Annotated in this window: 15 protein-coding genes and 1 pseudogene; 7 read left to right on the forward strand and 9 right to left on the reverse strand. The window is 64.3% G+C overall.

Annotated elements, in window-relative coordinates; genetic code table 11:
* The first annotated feature begins 443 nt into the window (after positions 1 to 443).
* Complete coding sequence (locus tag GWG67_RS36510) at positions 444 to 989, forward strand: invasion associated locus B family protein (protein ID WP_275174520.1); 546 nt, start codon at positions 444 to 446, stop codon at positions 987 to 989.
* 12 nt (positions 990 to 1,001) lie between these two features.
* On the opposite strand, the gene GWG67_RS36515 is transcribed toward GWG67_RS36510, so the two are convergent.
* The gene (locus GWG67_RS36515) at positions 1,002 to 1,334 is read right to left on the reverse strand and encodes a DUF5615 family PIN-like protein (RefSeq protein WP_275174521.1); all 333 of its coding nucleotides are present in this window, start codon (positions 1,332 to 1,334) and stop codon (positions 1,002 to 1,004) included.
* Positions 1,331 to 1,555: a DUF433 domain-containing protein gene (locus tag GWG67_RS36520; protein WP_007599426.1), complete on the reverse strand. Its 225-nt coding sequence runs from the start codon at positions 1,553 to 1,555 to the stop codon at positions 1,331 to 1,333. Before GWG67_RS36520 ends, GWG67_RS36515 begins: the two co-directional genes overlap by 4 nt.
* Positions 1,556 to 1,703: 148 nt before the next feature.
* Here GWG67_RS36520 and tldD point away from each other — a divergent pair, with 148 nt between their 5' ends.
* Genes tldD through GWG67_RS36535 form a run of 3 tightly spaced genes read left to right on the forward strand, consistent with a single transcriptional unit; the run spans position 1,704 to position 4,261 of the window.
* The gene (tldD, locus tag GWG67_RS36525; RefSeq protein WP_275174522.1) at positions 1,704 to 3,131 is read left to right on the forward strand and encodes a metalloprotease TldD; all 1,428 of its coding nucleotides are present in this window, start codon (positions 1,704 to 1,706) and stop codon (positions 3,129 to 3,131) included.
* On the forward strand, positions 3,128 to 3,904 hold the full coding sequence (gene lepB / locus GWG67_RS36530; RefSeq protein WP_275174523.1) for a signal peptidase I: 777 nt from the start codon (positions 3,128 to 3,130) through the stop codon (positions 3,902 to 3,904). The genes tldD and lepB overlap by 4 nt, the downstream gene beginning before the upstream one ends.
* 9 nt (positions 3,905 to 3,913) lie before the next feature.
* A complete protein-coding gene (locus GWG67_RS36535) occupies positions 3,914 to 4,261 on the forward strand; it encodes an MmcQ/YjbR family DNA-binding protein (RefSeq protein WP_275174524.1) in 348 nt (115 codons plus the stop codon).
* A 101-nt stretch (positions 4,262 to 4,362) separates the two neighbouring features.
* Here the strand turns inward: GWG67_RS36535 and GWG67_RS36540 are convergent, their stop codons facing one another.
* From GWG67_RS36540 to GWG67_RS36550, 3 genes are all read right to left on the reverse strand, one after another.
* A complete protein-coding gene (locus GWG67_RS36540; RefSeq protein WP_275174525.1) occupies positions 4,363 to 4,935 on the reverse strand; it encodes a PAN domain-containing protein in 573 nt (190 codons plus the stop codon).
* A 112-nt stretch (positions 4,936 to 5,047) separates the two neighbouring features.
* A complete protein-coding gene (locus tag GWG67_RS36545) occupies positions 5,048 to 6,418 on the reverse strand; it encodes a glutamate--cysteine ligase (RefSeq protein ID WP_275174526.1) in 1,371 nt (456 codons plus the stop codon).
* A 99-nt stretch (positions 6,419 to 6,517) separates the two neighbouring features.
* On the reverse strand, positions 6,518 to 7,015 hold the full coding sequence (locus GWG67_RS36550; protein WP_027515263.1) for a MarR family winged helix-turn-helix transcriptional regulator: 498 nt from the start codon (positions 7,013 to 7,015) through the stop codon (positions 6,518 to 6,520).
* A 126-nt stretch (positions 7,016 to 7,141) separates the two neighbouring features.
* Here GWG67_RS36550 and gstA point away from each other — a divergent pair, with 126 nt between their 5' ends.
* The gene (gene gstA / locus GWG67_RS36555; protein WP_275174527.1) at positions 7,142 to 7,756 is read left to right on the forward strand and encodes a glutathione transferase GstA; all 615 of its coding nucleotides are present in this window, start codon (positions 7,142 to 7,144) and stop codon (positions 7,754 to 7,756) included.
* Positions 7,757 to 7,827: 71 nt separating this feature from the next.
* On the opposite strand, the gene GWG67_RS36560 is transcribed toward gstA, so the two are convergent.
* The 4 genes from GWG67_RS36560 to GWG67_RS36575 all read right to left on the reverse strand — a co-directional run bounded on the left by GWG67_RS36560 (position 7,828) and on the right by GWG67_RS36575 (position 13,552).
* Positions 7,828 to 10,041 carry an FAD-dependent oxidoreductase gene (locus GWG67_RS36560; RefSeq protein ID WP_275174528.1) on the reverse strand — a complete coding sequence of 738 codons (2,214 nt, stop codon included), beginning with the start codon at positions 10,039 to 10,041 and terminating at the stop codon, positions 7,828 to 7,830.
* A gap of 18 nt (positions 10,042 to 10,059) precedes the next feature.
* A complete protein-coding gene (locus GWG67_RS36565) occupies positions 10,060 to 11,268 on the reverse strand; it encodes an acetyl-CoA C-acetyltransferase (protein ID WP_275174529.1) in 1,209 nt (402 codons plus the stop codon).
* Positions 11,269 to 11,336: 68 nt separating this feature from the next.
* Entirely contained in the window at positions 11,337 to 13,127 is a 1,791-nt protein-coding gene (locus GWG67_RS36570) for an acyl-CoA dehydrogenase C-terminal domain-containing protein (protein ID WP_275174530.1), read from the reverse strand.
* Between the two features lie 38 nt (positions 13,128 to 13,165).
* Positions 13,166 to 13,552 carry a nuclear transport factor 2 family protein gene (locus GWG67_RS36575; RefSeq protein WP_275174531.1) on the reverse strand — a complete coding sequence of 129 codons (387 nt, stop codon included), beginning with the start codon at positions 13,550 to 13,552 and terminating at the stop codon, positions 13,166 to 13,168.
* A gap of 216 nt (positions 13,553 to 13,768) precedes the next feature.
* Between GWG67_RS36575 and GWG67_RS36580 the strand changes: the two genes are divergently transcribed.
* Positions 13,769 to 14,359, forward strand: a complete 591-nt coding sequence (locus GWG67_RS36580; protein WP_275174532.1) for a PadR family transcriptional regulator — start codon at positions 13,769 to 13,771, stop codon at positions 14,357 to 14,359.
* A gap of 374 nt (positions 14,360 to 14,733) precedes the next feature.
* A pseudogene (locus tag GWG67_RS36585) lies at positions 14,734 to 16,519 on the forward strand (hypothetical protein); the annotation flags it as partial.

Below are 16,519 nucleotides of genomic sequence, written 5' to 3' on the forward strand. Positions count from 1 at the left end.
TCGCGCTCCCCTAACGAAATCACCCCAAGTGCATTCCCCTATTTTCGGGAAACGCTTTATTCGATCCCCCCGTCTGACAAACCGCCGCGCAAGAATACCTCTAAGAGGAATTGGGGCCAGATCGCTAGAACGCCGAAATCAAGCCTCTCAAACCATAATTCTTGATCTATCGCAATGCAGTCTTGAGCCTCGCCTGTCAGCCATCACCCGCAAGATATTTCCTAGTAACATCAAACAAAAATACCGTTTCCCGGGATGCTGCGCCTTGACAGCGGAATTGCCCGCGGTAGGCACTGGCGGACAGCCGCACCGGAACCTGATTCGTGCGGGCGACGGCGACCGTGGCGGCGTGGAATTTGCTTGCGAATCGCCTTCAAGACGCCGTCATTCCCGTATCAGTCCGCCGGGTGCGAGCGACCCAGGCGAGCAGAGGGACCGACCCGATGGGGTTTTCGAGATCCATGGCAAGGCGGGCTAGAAGCCAGGCTGGCGGCCTCACGATGCTGGCTGCCCTGCTGGCGGCCCTCGTCGTCCTAGCGCTTCCGGGCCTCGCCCATGCGCAGGGCGCGGTGCGCTCCGTCCATGGCGACTGGCAGATCCGCTGCGACACCCCGCCGGGCGCCCAGTCCGAGCAATGTGCCCTGATCCAGAGCGTGGTGGCCGAAGACCGCTCCAACGCCGGCCTGACCGTGATCGTTCTCAAGACTGCCGACCAGAAGAGCCGCCTGATGCGGGTCGTCGCCCCCCTCGGCGTTCTCCTGCCCTCTGGGCTCGGCCTCAAGCTCGACAACCAGGATGTCGGCCGTGCCGGCTTTGTCCGCTGCCTGCCCAATGGCTGCGTCGCCGAGGTCGTCATGGATGACAAGCTGCTCGGCCAGCTCCGCACCGCCAAGACCGCGACCTTCATCATCTTCGAGACCCCGGAAGAAGGCATCGGCTTCCCGCTCAGCCTGAACGGGCTCGGCGAGGGATATGACAAGCTGCCGTAGGCTATTCCCGGTTTAATAAATCTCAAGGCACGCAGTGCTGTCATCGCTCTCGAAAGATTCAATCGTCCGCGCGTGCTGGCGAAGCAGAGCCGCAATCGTCGCGGTCGTTTGATTGCCAGCCCGAAGCCAAATCACTTTGGGTGGAGAGCCCAACAGGGCCGCCAGCTCGGCAAAATCGACGTCCTGGGTCACAATCGCGAAGCCATTTGCCTTCGCAAATTCCCAAAGCGCACGGTCCGCAGCTTCGGATAGTCCGTGAGACCTGACGTGACTGGATTCTGGAAAAAGGTCGGCGATCATCGGGCAAAGCATGAAACTGAGGTTCTGATCGAACAGCAGCCTCATATCGGCGCGGTCACCAATCGCCTCTCGCGGTCGGCGGCATAGGCCAGGCAAGCGCGGATATCGTCCTCGGTCAGTTCGGGGAAGTCGTCGAGGATTTGGGCGTGGGTCTGGCCAGCAGCCAGCCAGCCGAGCACATCTGCCACAGCGATCCGCATGTGGCGGATGCAGGGCCGCCCCCCACGCTTGCCAGGTTCAATCGAGATGATATCTCGGTAATTCATGGAGCTAGCATAGCATCGATCGGCTTCCACGTCAGGGCCCCTTGCTCCGAGCCGTTCCTATCGTTTCCGTAATGTGACGGCCAAGCCCCTCGCGGAACCGCCGGGAAACCATTATCTTGCCCCACATCCCCCGATAATGGACGGACGCATGACCAACCCTGCCACAACCTCCCTGCTCGACCGCGCCAATCTCGACCGCGACCAAGTTCGCAACGAGCTCGCGCGCGGGCTTGCCGGTGCCGACGACGGCGAATTGTTCCTGGAATACAGCCAGACCGAAGCGCTGATGTTCGACAATGGGCGGCTGAAGCAGGCGACCTACGACACCTCACAGGGCTTTGGCCTGCGCGCCGTCAAGGACGACGCGGTCGGCTACGCGCATTCCTCCGACGTGTCGCTGCCGGCGCTGATTCGCGCCGCGGACGCGGTCGCGGCCGTGCGCGGCGGTTATTCCGGCAGCTTCGCGGCGCCTCCGCCGCATACCAATGTACGGCTCTACGCCGACGACAATCCGCTCGATGCCCCCGGCTTCGAGACCAAGGTCAAACTGCTCGCCGAGATCGACGCCTATCTGCGCGACAAGGATCCGCGGGTGCGGCAGGTCAGCGTCAGTCTGGGCGCGACCTGGCAGGTGGTCGAGATCCTGCGGCCCGACGGCGAAAGCTATCGCGACATCCGCCCGCTCGTGCGCGTCAACGTCTCCGTCGTCGCCGGTCAGGGCGACCGCCAGGAGAGCGGCAGCAAGGGCTATGGCGGCCGCGCCGGCTACGCCGAATTCATCGAAAGCAAGAATTGGCGCGACGCCGCCGACGGCGCGCTGCGCGAGGCCCTCGTCAATCTGGAATCGATTCCCGCCCCCGCCGGCGAGATGGACGTGGTGCTCGGGGCCGGCTGGCCTGGCGTAATGCTGCATGAGGCGGTCGGCCATGGGCTCGAAGGTGACTTCAACCGCAAGAAGACGTCGGCATTTGCCGGTCTGATGGGCCAGCAGGTCGCGGCAAAGGGCGTGACCGTAGTCGACGACGGCACCATTGCCTCGCGCCGCGGTTCGCTGTCGATCGACGACGAGGGCACGCCGACCAACCGCACCGTGCTGATCGAGGACGGCGTCCTGGTCGGCTACATGCAGGACCGTCAGAATGCGCGCCTGATGAACATGAAGCCGACCGGCAACGGCCGCCGCCAGGGCTACGCCCATGTGCCGATGCCGCGCATGACCAACACCTACATGCTCGCGGGCGACCGAGATCCGGCCGAGATCCTCGCCTCGGTGAAGAACGGCGTCTTCGCCGCGAACTTCGGCGGCGGCCAGGTCGACATCACCTCGGGCAAATACGTGTTTCAGTGCACCGAGGCCTACAAGATCGAGAACGGCAAGATCGGTGCGCCTCTGAAGGGCGCCATGCTGATCGGCAACGGGCCGACCGACCTGCATCGCATCCGCATGATCGGCAACGACCTCGCGCTCGATACCGGCATCGGTACCTGCGGCAAGAACGGCCAGGGCGTGCCGGTCGGCGTCGGCCAGCCGTCGCTGTTGATGGAACGCATTACGGTGGGTGGAACAGGCGGATGAGCGTCGAGAAGATAACTGTCACCACCAAGCGGAAGAGCAGCGGCTGGGCTGGCCAGCTGATGCAGCTCGCCGGCATCGTCGCGGCGGTGTTCATCGCCAAGGGCGCGCTGGCCGAGCCGTTCTACGTGCCGTCCGGCTCGATGGAGCCGACGCTGTTGATCGGCGACGCATTGATCGCCTCGAAATTCCCCTACGGCTACGGTACCTCGTCGCTGCCGATCCAGATCAACCTGCCCGAGAGCGGCCGCGTCTTCGCGGAGACGCCGAAGCAGGGCGACGTCGTGGTCTTCCGCTGGCCCGGCGACCGCTCGCAGGCCTGGGTCAAACGCGTCGTGGGTCTGCCCGGCGACCGCATCCAGCTGCGCCAGGGCCAGCTCTTCGTCAACGACCGCCCCGCCGAGCTGAAGCCGGACGGCGTTGGCGCCGCCGAGGACGACAATGGCGGCAGCGAACCCGCCTATCGCTATGTCGAGACGCTGCCGAACGGCGTCTCGCATCTGATCTTCAAGATGCGCGACAACGGTCCGCTCGACAACACGCAGGAAGTGACGGTGCCGCCGGGCCATCTCTTCGTGCTCGGCGACAACCGCGACAACTCCGCCGACAGCCGCGTCCCCTTGCGCTCCGGCGGCGTCGGCATGTTGCCGATCGACAATCTGGTCGGCCGCGCGGATGCCGTGCTCGGATCCTGGGATCTCGGCATCCGGGGCCAGCCGGTGTGGACCTGGCTGTCCGGATTTCGCATGGCGCGGTTTTTCACCGCCGTGCATTGAACCGATCTCATGACCTTCGACGACGTCAGAAAATTCGCACTGACGTGGCCGGAGGTCGAGGACGGCACCTCCTACGGCACGCCTGCACTGAAGGTGCGGAAGAAGATGCTGGCGCGTCTGAAGGAAGATGGCGACAGCCTGGTGATGCCGGACGTCCCGATCGACGAGCGCGCGATGCTGGTCGAGAGCCAGCCGGAAACCTTCTATTTCAGCGATCACTACGCCGATTATCCGATAGTGCTGATCCGCCTGTCCAAGGCAAAGCGCGCGATCGTGGAGCCGCTGCTGCGGCGGCGTTGGCGCACGCTGGCTTCGAAGGCGGCGCGCGCTCGACACGACGCGCGCGAGGGCGAGTGAGTCGGGCGGATTAGCGAAGTTAATCGAGCTCTCTCGCTTCTGAGGCGGGCAAACTCTGGTTGGTTACGCCTTCAACAAATGCACCCGACCAAGCTAGACCGCTATCTCACGACGCCCGACGTGAACCCTGCCTTCCGCCGCGGCGGCTTGATTTCCTTTTTCAGGAAGCAGCGCGCTTCGCGTCCGGTGTAGCCGGGGCGCGCATAGGTGAAGGCGCGGCATTTGTTGTCGGCGGTGCAGGCGGCCTTGCAGGCTTCTTCGCCTTCGCCGTCCTTCATCTCGAAATTGCGCAAATCGCCGCCGGGGCGGTCGATCGAGGTCTCCACGCCTTCGACACGCGGCTCGATCACGCCAGCGCCGCGCACCCCGGAGATGCAGCAGCTTCCCGGCACGCGCGCAGGCACCGTGTTCTTCAGCCAGCACACCGCCGAGCCGCCTTCGACGTCCGGATAGCTGAAGCTCCACGAGCGGCAACGGCGGTCGCGCTCGCACAGCAGCGCGCAATCCTCGGGATCGCCCGACGTGACCGGGGTGCTGAAATAGTCTCCGCCAGGCCGGTCGAACGCCGTCTGGGCGCGCGCGGGCCCGCTCGCAAACGCGAGCGAAAGCAGCGCGGCGCAGGCCACGATGCTTGCCAGGACGCGTGCCATGACGGCCAGGCGGCCCTTCCCCATCGGAACAGCTTTCGAGTTATTGACGACGCTCGGGTTTTTCAGCCGGCCATTTGATCGCCGCAAACCTGTACGGGCGATGAACGGCTCGAGTCCCGATCGTTGGGCCTTGGGTCTAGAACGCGTATTCCGCGTAGGCTGGTTCCACCGAGCCGTTCCAGGGACCGTTGAACTTGTCGAGCATCTCCTCGGCCGGCGTGCGGCCGGAATCGATGATGCGATCGAGCGGCTCAAGATGCCTGGTCTCGTCGCGGCCGAGCTGGTCGATCCGGCCGCGCCGGCGCAAGCCGGCATGTGCCAGAACGAGGCACTCCTTGGCGATCTCGAACAGATAGCGGTCCTTGATCCGCGACTTGAAGCCGAAGCGCGGCACGTCGTCGCGCAGGGCCTGACGCTCATGCGCGCTCCAGTGCTTCACAAGGTCCCAGGCGGAATCCAGCGACACATCGTCGTAGAGCAGCCCGGCCCAGAACGCCGATAGCGCCGGCAATCGACCCCACGGTCCACCATCGGAGCCGCGCATCTCGAGATAGCGCTTGAGCCGCACCTCCGGGAAAATCGTCGAAAGATGGTTGGCCCAGTCCGACAGCGTCGGATGTTCGCCGGGCAAATTGTTGTTGCGGCCATCGAAGAAGGCGCGGAACGAGGAGCCGGAGACGTCGATGTAATCCTCGTCGCGCTTGACGAAATACATGGGCACGTCGAGCGCATAGTCGACATAGCGCTCGAAGCCCATGCCGTCCTCGAATGCCCACGGCATCATGCCGGCGCGCGCGTTGTCGGTGTCGCGCCAGATCTCGGACCGGAAGGAGAGGAAGCCGTTCGGCTTGCCCTCGGTAAACGGCGAATTGGCGAACAAGGCGGTTGCGACCGGCTGGAGCGCGAGCGAGACACGCAGCTTCTTGACCATGTCGGCTTCGGAGGAGAAGTCGAGATTGGTCTGTACCGTGCAGGTCCGGTACATCATGTCGAGGCCGTACTGGCCGACCTTCGGCATGTAATTGGTCATGATCTTGTAGCGGCCCTTGGGCATCACCGGGATGTCGGCGCGCGACCAGGACGGCGTCATGCCGAGCCCGAGGAAGCCGATGCCGAGCGGCGTTGCGATCTCGCGCACCTGCGCCAGATGCGCCATCAGCTCGCTCTGGGTCTGGTGCACGTTCTCGACGGGGGCGCCCGAAAGCTCGAACTGCCCGCCGGGCTCGAGCGAGATCGCGCCGCCGCCGGTGACGTCGTAGAGGCCGATGATGTTGCCCTTCTCCATGATCGGCTCCCAGCCGAGCAGGAGCTTCATGCCTTCGAGCAGCGCGCCGATACCGCGCGGGCCTTCGTAGGGCACCGGGCGGTGGCCTTCGAGCGTGAACGGCGTCTTCTCATGCTCGGTGCCCATGCGGAATTCGGACGGGTCCTTGCAGCCTTCCTCGAACCACTTGACGAGCTCGTCGCGCGATTGCAACGGCGTCATATCGATCTGGTCTCGCGCCATATCAAACTCTAATCAAAAGGCGCTTCGACCGAACGCGCGCGGGTGACGGGATGGTCCGCGAACCCATCGGGTGCACGGACGAGCTGGTGTGCCGCGCGCTCATCGCGACGGCGTGGTTTCGTTGGCGTGGACGATGGGCGGCAGTTTCATCTCGCCGCACGAGCAGCCCAGACGGTCGAGCAGACCGCTGAGCTTCACGGCATCTGCATCGGACAGCTTTGAGCCGACATATTTCTCGATCGCGGCCGAATAGGCGCCCCACATCCGCTTCTGCAATTCGCGGCCAGCTTCCGTGATCTCCACGAACTGGCCGCGCTTGTCGATCTTGCATTCACGCCGCGAGGCAAGGCCTTCGTCGACCAGGCGGTCGATCAGCCGCGATGTCGAATATTGCGGGATCAGCATCTGCCGTTCGAGTTCGACCGGCCGGAGTTCGCCCGAAGGCGCCCGTGACAGTTCGAGCAGCGCGTCATACCATGCAAGCGGCGGGAAGCCGGCCTTCTTCAGGTCCTGCTCGACACAATTGAGCACGCGGCTCTGCACCCGCATCAAGCGGATCCAGGCGGAAGTCGCCTCGGTCGATGGTTTGCGTTTCATGGTCCCGCTCAAGCTCGTCGCCCGTCTCTTACCCTATTCGATGCACCTGCATCAATCTTGACTATTTCAAGCAGATGCATGTAGTCGTTCTTTCGCCTGAACCAAGCAACAAGAGGAGGAAATTCCATGAAATTGTACTATTCGCCCGGTGCCTGCTCGCTATCCCCCCATATCGCGCTCCTGGAAGCCGGCCTGCCCTATGAACTGGTCAAGGTGGATATCCGGGCCAAGAAGCTCGAAAACGGTGAGGATTATCTGAAGCTGAACCCCAAGGGCCAGGTCCCTGCGCTGGGCCTCGATAGCGGAGAGATCGTGACCGAAGGCCCGGTGATTGTCCAGATGATCGCCGATCAGGCCTCAGCCAAGGCACTGGCGCCGGCCCACGGCAGCTCCGAGCGCTACAAGCTGCTCGAATGGCTGAACTTCCTCACCTCGGAGGTCCACAAGAGCTTCGGCCCGATGTTCGCGCCGGCGCTGAACGACGAGGCCAAGGCCTTCTTCAAGGACCGAGTCATGGGCAAGCTGAAATACATCGACAGCCAGCTCGCCGGCCGCGACTACCTCATGGGCAAGCAGTTCACGGTGGCTGACGGCTATCTCTTCACGATGCTGACCTGGGGCGACCGGATGAAGTTCGACCTCTCGGCGATGCCGAACCTTGCCGCCTACAAGACCCGCGTCGCGGCGCGGCCGCAGGTGCAGGAAGCGATGAAGAAGGAAGGACTGATTCCGGCTGCCTGAGGCGCACATGCGAAAGGCCGGATCGAGAATCCGGCCTTTCGTATTTTTCATCCTGGCTACGGCTCAGAGAATCACGCCGCCGCCTTCTTCGGAGCGAAGCGGCCGTAGAAGGTTTCTCCCTTTGCGGCCATCTCCTCGAGGAGTTTCGGCGGGGTGAAGCGCGAGCCGTATTTCGTTTCCAGCTTGTGGCAAAGCTCGACGAACTTCTTGAGGCCCATGAAGTCGATATAGGACAATGTGCCACCGGTGAACGGCGCAAAGCCGAAGCCGAGGATCGAGCCGACGTCTGCTTCACGCGGATCGGTGATGACGTGGTCCTCCACCGTGCGCGCGGCTTCCACCGCCTGCACCACCAGGAAGCGCTGCTTCAACTCCTCGACGTCGAGCGTATCAGGGTCGAGCTGCTTGGGCTGCAGCGCGGACAAGCCCGGCCACAGGCTCTTCTGACCCTTGCCCTTCTCGGGATAGTCGTAGAAGCCTTTGCTGTTCTTGCGGCCCAGACGGCCCTGCTTCTCGACCATTTCCACCATAAGCTTCTTCTGATCGGGATTGATGGCGTTGGGGCCGAGGTCGGCTTCCGTCGCCTTCATGATCTTGAGCCCCAGGTCGAGCGCGACCTCGTCCGACAGCGAGAGGGGGCCGACCGGCATGCCGGCCATCTTGGCGCAATTCTCGATCATCGCGGGCGGCACGCCTTCGAGGAACATCTCGTTGCCTTCGGCGACGTAGCGGCCGACGCAGCGATTGGCGAAGAAGCCGCGGCTGTCGTTGACGACGATCGGCGTCTTGCCGATCTGCCTGACGTAGTCGAGCGCGGTCGCGATCGCGAGATCGCCGGTGTTCTTGCCCTGGATGATCTCGACCAGCATCATCTTCTCGACCGGCGAGAAGAAGTGGATGCCGACGAACCTGCCCTGGTCCTTGAAGGATTCCGCCAGCGAGGTGATCGGAAGCGTCGAGGTGTTGGACGCGAAGATCACGTCCGGCTTCATATGCACCTGCGCCTTGGCAAAGGTATCAGCCTTGACCTTGCGGTCCTCGAACACGGCCTCGATGACGAGATCGACGTCCTTCAGCGCGGAATAGTCCGCGGTCGGCGTGATGCGCGCGAGCAGGGCTTCTGCGTCGCCGGGCTTGGCGCGGCCCTTCTTGATCTGCTCCTCGATCACCTTTTGCGCATGCGCCTTGCCCTTGTCGGCGCTCTCCTGGTCGCGATCGATCAGGACGACGTCGAGGCCGGCACGGGCCGAAACATAGCCGACGCTAGCGCCCATGAAGCCGGCGCCGATCACGGCGATCTTCTTCACCTTGGTCGGCGGCACGTCCTTCGGACGGCGCGCGCCCTTGTTGAGCTCCTGCATCGACAGGAACAGGCTGCGGATCATCGCAGCCGCTTCCTTCGAGCGCAGCACCGAGGTGAAATAGCGCGACTCGACGCGGAGCGCGGCGTCGATCGGCAGCTGCAGGCCCTCGTAGACGCAGCTCATGATCGCGCGTGCGGCCGGATAATTGTCGTAGGTCTCGCGGCGATAGATCGCGTTGCCGGCCGGGAACATCATCATGCCGGCCTTGGAGAACACCGGGCCGCCGGGCAGCTTGAAGCCCTTCTCGTCCCAGGGCGCGACGGCCTTGCCGCCGCCCTTGATCCAGTCCTTTGCCGCCTTGATGAGATCGGTGGCGGGAACGACGACGTGAATCAGATTCAGCGCCTTGGCTTTCTCGATCGTGACCGGATCGCCCTTGAGCAGGATCGTCATCGCGTCCTGCGGCGGCACCAGGCGCGGCACGCGCTGCGTTCCGCCAGCGCCAGGGAACAGGCCGACCTTGACCTCGGGCAGGCCGAGGCGGGTCTTGGGATTCTCCGCCGCCACGCGATAGTGGCAGCACAGCGTGATCTCGAAACCGCCGCCGAGCGCGAGGCCGTTGATCGCCGCCGCCCACGGCTTGCCGGAGGTCTCGATCGAGCGCAGCACCTGCGAGAAGCGCCGGCTCTGCTCGAACAGCATCTGGTTCGCCGCGGTCTCGCCCTGTTCCTTGAACACTTTTGCGTAGGCCTGGTTCATGCCCTCGAGCATGGACAGGTCCGCGCCGGCGCAGAACGCCTCCTTGGCAGAGGTTATGACGACACCCTTCACCGCGGCGTCGGCCGTGGTCGCCTTGACGATCGCATCGAGCTCGCTGGTCGAGGTCTCGTCGAGCACGTTCATCGAACGGCCCGGAATGTCCCAGGTCACGAGCGCGATGCCGTCGGAATCGGTCTCAACCTTGAAGTTCTTGTAAGCCATGCTGGTTGCTCCCTACCCTTAGACGCGTTCGATAATGGTCGCGGTGCCCATGCCGCCGCCGATGCACAGCGTCACCAGTGCGGTCGATTTGTTGGTGCGCTCGAGCTCGTCGAGCACGGTCCCGAGGATCATCGCGCCGGTCGCGCCCAGCGGATGGCCGAGCGCGATCGCACCGCCATTGACGTTGATCTTGGCATTGTCGATGTCGAAGGCCTGAATGTAGCGCAACACGACGGAGGCGAAGGCCTCGTTAAGCTCGAACAGGTCGATGTCCGACTTCTTCATGCCGGAGCGCGCAAACAGCTTTTCGGTGACGTCGACCGGGCCGGTCAGCATCATCGCGGGCTCGGAGCCGATATTGGCGAATGCGCGGATCTTTGCGCGCGGCTTCAGCCCGTACTTGCCGCCGGCTTCCTTGCTGCCGAGCAGGACGGCGCCTGCACCATCGACGATGCCCGACGAATTGCCGGCGTGGTGCACGTAATTGACGCGTTCGATTTCCGGATGCGACTGCACCGCGACGCCGTCGAAGCCGCCCATCTGCGCCATCATCGTGAACGCCGGCTGCAGCTGCGCCAGCGACTGCATCGTCGTCGAAGGGCGCATATGCTCGTCCTTGGCGAGAATGGTGAGGCCGTTGATGTCCTTCACCGGGACGACCGACTTGTCGAAGCGGCCTTCATCCCAGGACTTCGCCGCACGCTGCTGGCTCTGCACCGCATAGGCGTCGACGTCGTCGCGCGAGAAGCCGTATTTGGTCGCGATCAGATCGGCCGAGACACCTTGCGGCATGAAATAGGCCGGCACGGCCATCGACGGGTCCATCGGCCAGGCGCCGCCGGAGGCACCGATGCCGACGCGGCTCATCGATTCGGCGCCGCCGCCGATCACGAGCTCGTGCTGGCCGCTCATCACCTGGGCTGCGGCAAAATTCACGGCATCGAGGCCGGAGGCGCAGAAGCGGCTGATCTGCACGCCCGGAACCGCTTCGCCGAGGCCCGCCTTCAGCGCGGCAAAGCGCGCGATGTCGGAGCCGGCTTCGCCGACGGGATCGACCACGCCGAGAATGACGTCATCGACCGAATCTTCCGGCAGGTTATTGCGGTCCTTCAGCGCCTTGAGCGGCACGGTCGCGAGCGCGAGCGCGGTGACTTCGTGCAGCGCGCCATCCGCCTTGCCGCGGCCGCGCGGGGTGCGGACGTGGTCGTAAATATAGGCATCTGCCATGGGAGCCTCCTGATTGCGGTTATTGGTCGCGACCGCCGCGCGGTCGCTATCATTCGTGGGCGGAATCCTCAGAACGCTTCCGCCGGCAATTCCATGATGGTGGCGCAGCCGGCCTGGATGCGCGCGAGATTGGCGGCGGTCTCCGGCAGCATCCGCTCCATGAAGAAACGGCCGGTGACGAGCTTGGTCGAGAGATAGGGGGTTGCCCCGCTCTCAGCAATCTTCACCTGCGTCACTTTCGCCATCTTCGCCCACATGTAGCCGAGCGCGACGAAACCGAACAGATTCAGGTAATCGGTCGCGGCGGCACCGGCATTGTCGGGCTTCGCCATCGCGTTCTGCATCAGCCACGTCGTGGCCTGCTGGAGATGGCCGAGCGAAGCCGAGAGCGGGGTAATGTAGGGCTTCATCGCCTCGTCGCCGCCGTTGTCCTTGGCGAAGGCCATGACCTCGCCGAAGAATGCCATGATGGCGCGGCCGCCGTCGCGCGGCAGCTTGCGGCCGACGAGGTCGAGCGCCTGGATGCCGTTGGCGCCTTCGTAGATCATGGCGATGCGGGCGTCGCGCACGAACTGCTCCATGCCCTGCTCGGCGATGTAGCCGTGGCCGCCATACATCTGCTGCGCCTGCACCGCGTTGGCGAAGCCGTAGTCGGTGAGAAAGCCTTTCAGCACGGGCGTCATCAGGCCCATGTGATCATCGGCGGCCTGACGGTCCTTGGGATCCTCGGAGCGATGGGCGACGTCGCTCTTCAGCGCGGTCCACATTACGAAGGCGCGCGCGGCCTCGTTGAAGGCGCGGATCGACAGCAGCGTGCGGCGCACGTCGGGATGGACGATGATCGGATCGGCCGGCTTGTCCGGCGCCTTGGCACCGGTGAGGGAGCGGCCCTGGATGCGATCCCGGGCATAGGCGACCGCGTTCTGATAGGCCACTTCCGACTGCGCGAGACCCTGCACGGCGACGCCGAGGCGGGCCTCGTTCATCATCACGAACATGCCCTGCATGCCCTTGTTCTCTTCGCCGATCAGCCAACCGGTGGCGTTGTCGTAATTCATCACGCAGGTGGAATTGCCGTGGATGCCCATCTTGTGCTCGATCGAGCCGCAGACCACGCCGTTGCGCTGCCCCACCGAACCATCGGCGTTGACGAGGAATTTCGGCACCACGAACAGCGACACGCCCTTGATGCCGGCGGGCGCGCCCTCGATGCGGGCCAGCACGAGGTGGATGATGTTGGGCGCGAGGTCATGCTCGCCGGCCGAAATGAAGATCTTGGTGCCGGTGATCTTGAAGCTGCCGTCGGCCTGCCGCACCGCCTTGGTGCGGAGCATGCCGAGGTCGGTGCCGCAATGCGGCTCGGTCAGGTTCATGGTGCCGGTCCACTCGCCCGCCACCATCTTCGGCACGTAGGTCTGCTTCTGCTCCGGAGTGCCGTGGACGATCAGCGCCGCGGTCGCACCCATGGTGAGGCCGCCATACATCGAGAACGCCATGTTGGCGGAGATCTGGAATTCATTGACCGCCTGGCTCAGCGTCACTGGCAGGCCTTGGCCGCCGTACTCGGTGGGTGCCGACAGGCCGAGCCAGCCGCCTTCGGCGACCTGCTTGAACGCGTCCTTGAAGCCCTTCGGTGTGGTGACGCTGCCGTCATCGGCGCGCTTGCAGCCTTCGAGATCGCCGACGCGATTGAGCGGCTGGAGCACTTCTTCGGCAAGCTTGGCAGCTTCGCCGAGAATGGCTTCGCGCACGTCGCTCGACGCATCGGAGAAGCCGGCCAGATTGTCATAGCGATCGATCTGGAAGACGTCGTTGAGCAGGAAGTTCACGTCTTCGACGGGGGCTTTGTAGATCGGCATGGTGGTCTCCCGGCAGGCCTTGAAGTGATGATGCTGGTTTAGGATTGAGCGGCGGCAAGCTGTTCCGCCATCAGGCGATGCAGCATGTTGATCGCCTTGAGCGGCCGCACCATCACCTTGAAATGCGTGATGCGTCCGTCGCCGTCGAAACTGATGATGTCGACGCCGTTGATCTCGATGCCGTCGATGATGGTCTTGAATTCGAGCACGGCGCCGCTCTCACTCTTCCATTCGCCTACGTAGGTGAAGCCGGGACCGCCGAGCACCTTCTCGGCGCTGGCCAGATATTTCAAGGTGATGTCGCGTCCACGCTGCGGCGAGTGCACGACGGGGCTTTCGAAGATGGCGTCGGGATGGAGCAGGTCCCAGAGCGCTGCCCGGTCATGCGACTTCATGTAGCCGTACCAGGAATCGAGGCCGGTCATTCTCGGGTGCCTCCCTAAAGGCCAGGGCAACTAAAGGCTTCTACAAAAAGCGCGAAAACAACCCCATGCACAGTAGCGACAAGGTTGATTCTACTAGTGTTTTTGGGGCGGTGTTTGCCCTCGTTCTTGGGTCACCTCATATGCACATTGACGCATATGCGCCGATGCGCATAAAGTCAAGCCAATTGGTTAAGGTCGAGAACAGGAGGACCGGTCATGGCCTTGGGCGACGCAATCCTCGCATGCCTGACAGAACGTCCGATGACGGGCTACGAGCTCGCCAAGACATTCGATTCCTCGATCGGCTTCTTTTGGAAGGCCGACCACCAGCAGATCTACCGCGAGCTCTCCAAGCTGCGCGACCGCGGCTACATCCAAGGCCGCGAGGTCGTGCAAACAGGCAAACCCAATAAACTGATCTATACGCTCACTCCGGAGGGCCGAACAGCGCTGCGGCACTGGGCCGCGCGGCCGAGCACGCCCCCCTCCATCAAGGACGACCTCCTGGTGCGGCTGCATGCGCTCGACAGCATCGGCCTCGAGCCCATGCGCACCGACCTGATGGCCCGGCTCGAGCACCACCGCGACCGCCACGAGAACTACGAGCGCATCCTGAAGAAGCGCTTTCCGGAAGGGGCGGCGTCCGGCGTGCTCGACCTCGGTAACCTGCTGCTGCTTCAGCTCGGCGCCCGGCACGAGCAGATGGTGGCCGATTTCTGCGAAGAGGCGCTCGAGGCCCTGTCGGCGATGAGCGCAAGCGGCACCGTGGTGCCGCTGGAGGAAGGCAAGCGCGAGGGCAAGGGCTAGGGGGACGAGCCCGACCGTTATGCGTTCTGCTGCCACCTCGCCGCCGTCATCGCCCGCGCAAGCGGGGCCTCCAGTACGCCGCGGCGCCTCGCTCCTAGCCGCGCTGCCTCGGAGTACTGGATGCCCCGCCTTCGCGGGGCATGACACCGTTATTTTGGCGAGCGGACGTGCGCCACAACGATCGCCCCCATTCCCCCCGCCGCCCAACTTTAAGACACCGTCAACGGGTTCCTTAACCCGTTATTTACCGTAACAGACAAAAGTCGGTTTTCGAGGCAGACGACCCGCGCCAAATCCGATTGTCTTTGCAACCGGCACGCGAGGGAAGACTGGAGGCGCCGGGTGGGGCGCCGGAGTCGGAACCGGACAGAGTCATGAATTCGCGCGTATCGTGGAGTGTTGACGGCATCGATCCATCCGTCCGGGAGCGGGCCGAAGCTGCTGCGCGTCGCGCCGGCATGTCACTCAACGATTGGCTGAACTCCACGCTCGGCGAGACCGCCCCGCCGAACTTTCGCGGACTTTACGACCAGCGTCCGCAAGTCCAGCACGTTCCGAGCCAAGTCCCGAGTCACGTACCGAGTCACGTGCCGAGCCAGGAAAGCCGCGAAGTCGCCGACATCCACCAGCGGCTCGATGCCATCACCCAGCAGATCGAACGAATTTCAAAGCCCGCGCCACGGCAAGATTCTTCGCGACAGGATGCTCCGCGGCAAGACGTCTCGCGCGAGCAGGGCGTTGCGCGCCAACTCAACGACGCGATCTCGCGGCTCGATGCAAGGCTGTCGCAGATTTCGAAGCCGCAGCAGGCTCCGGCACCGCGACAGGCCCCCGTCGAAACGCGCCAGCGCCAGGCCGATGCGGTCGAGCGCGCGGCAGCACAGGTCTATCGCAGCTCACCACCCCTGAGCCCCGCTTCGTTCGACGTCGCAGTCGCCGAGATCACGGCACGGCAGAGCGAGCTCGACGGCTTTACGCCCAGGCAGATGCCGCCGCGCGCCGCGCCGCCGATCGCGCCTGCGGCAGCTCCTTACGCGCCCCCGATGGCGCCGCCCGCGCCTGCCTACGCTCCGCCGCCACCGCAGCCGGGGCCGGATTTCTCTGCGCTCGAGCGCCATCTGCTCAAGATCACGAGCCAGATCGAATCGCTCCAGCGCCCCGACAATACCGAGCAGGCGATCAACACCTTCCGCAGCGAGCTTGCGGAGATCCGCAACGCCATCACCGAGGCGATGCCGCGCCGCGCGATCGAATCGATCGAGAACGAGATCCGCTCGCTGCATCGGCGCATCGACGAGACCCGCTCCAACGGCACCGACGGTCAGGTCCTGTCCGGCATCGAGCACGCGCTGTCCGAGATCAAGCAGGTGCTCCGCACGCTGACGCCAGCCGAGCAGCTCACCGGCTATGACGAGGCGATCCGCAATCTCGGCGCCAAGCTCGATCTGATCCTGCGCGCCAATGACGATCCCTCGACGGTCCGCCAGCTCGAAGGCGCGATCTCGGCGCTGCGCGGCATCGTCTCCAACGTCGCCTCCAACGAAGCGCTGGCACGGCTCTCCGACGACGTGCAGCTGCTGTCGTCCAAGGTCGACCAGGTCACCCGGGCGTCCGGCCAAGGCGACAGTTTTGCGGTGCTGGAGCAGCGCATCGCGGCGCTCACCGCCGCTCTGGAAACGCGCGAGCGCCCTCAGCCATCCGAGAGCAGCGAGCATCTCGAAAGCGCGATCCGCGCCCTGTCCGAACGTTTCGACCGCATGCAGGTCGGCAACGACTCGGCGTCGACCTTTGCTCATCTTGAACAGCGGGTCTCGTATCTGCTGGAGCGGCTCGAGGCCGCCTCCGATCCGCGCAACGGCAATTTCACCCGCGTCGAGGACGGGTTGCACGACATTCTGCGGCACCTGGAGCGGCAGCAGGCGACCTATTCCGCGCTGGCCGAGAGCCGCAACTCCACGCCGCCCGCCGAGTCCGGCATGGTCGATCTCGTCAAGCGCGAGCTCTCCGACATCCGCTTCAGCCAGGCCGAGACCAACCGGACCACCCAGGATTCGCTGGAGGCCGTCCACAACGCACTTGGCCACGTCGTCGATCGTCTCTCGATGATCGAGGGCGATCTTCGCAATGTGCGCACCGCGCCGCCCGCCCCCGCCCCCGCGC

This window comes from Bradyrhizobium sp. CSS354 (assembly GCF_029051725.1).
Taxonomy (GTDB): Bacteria; Pseudomonadota; Alphaproteobacteria; order Rhizobiales; family Xanthobacteraceae; genus Bradyrhizobium.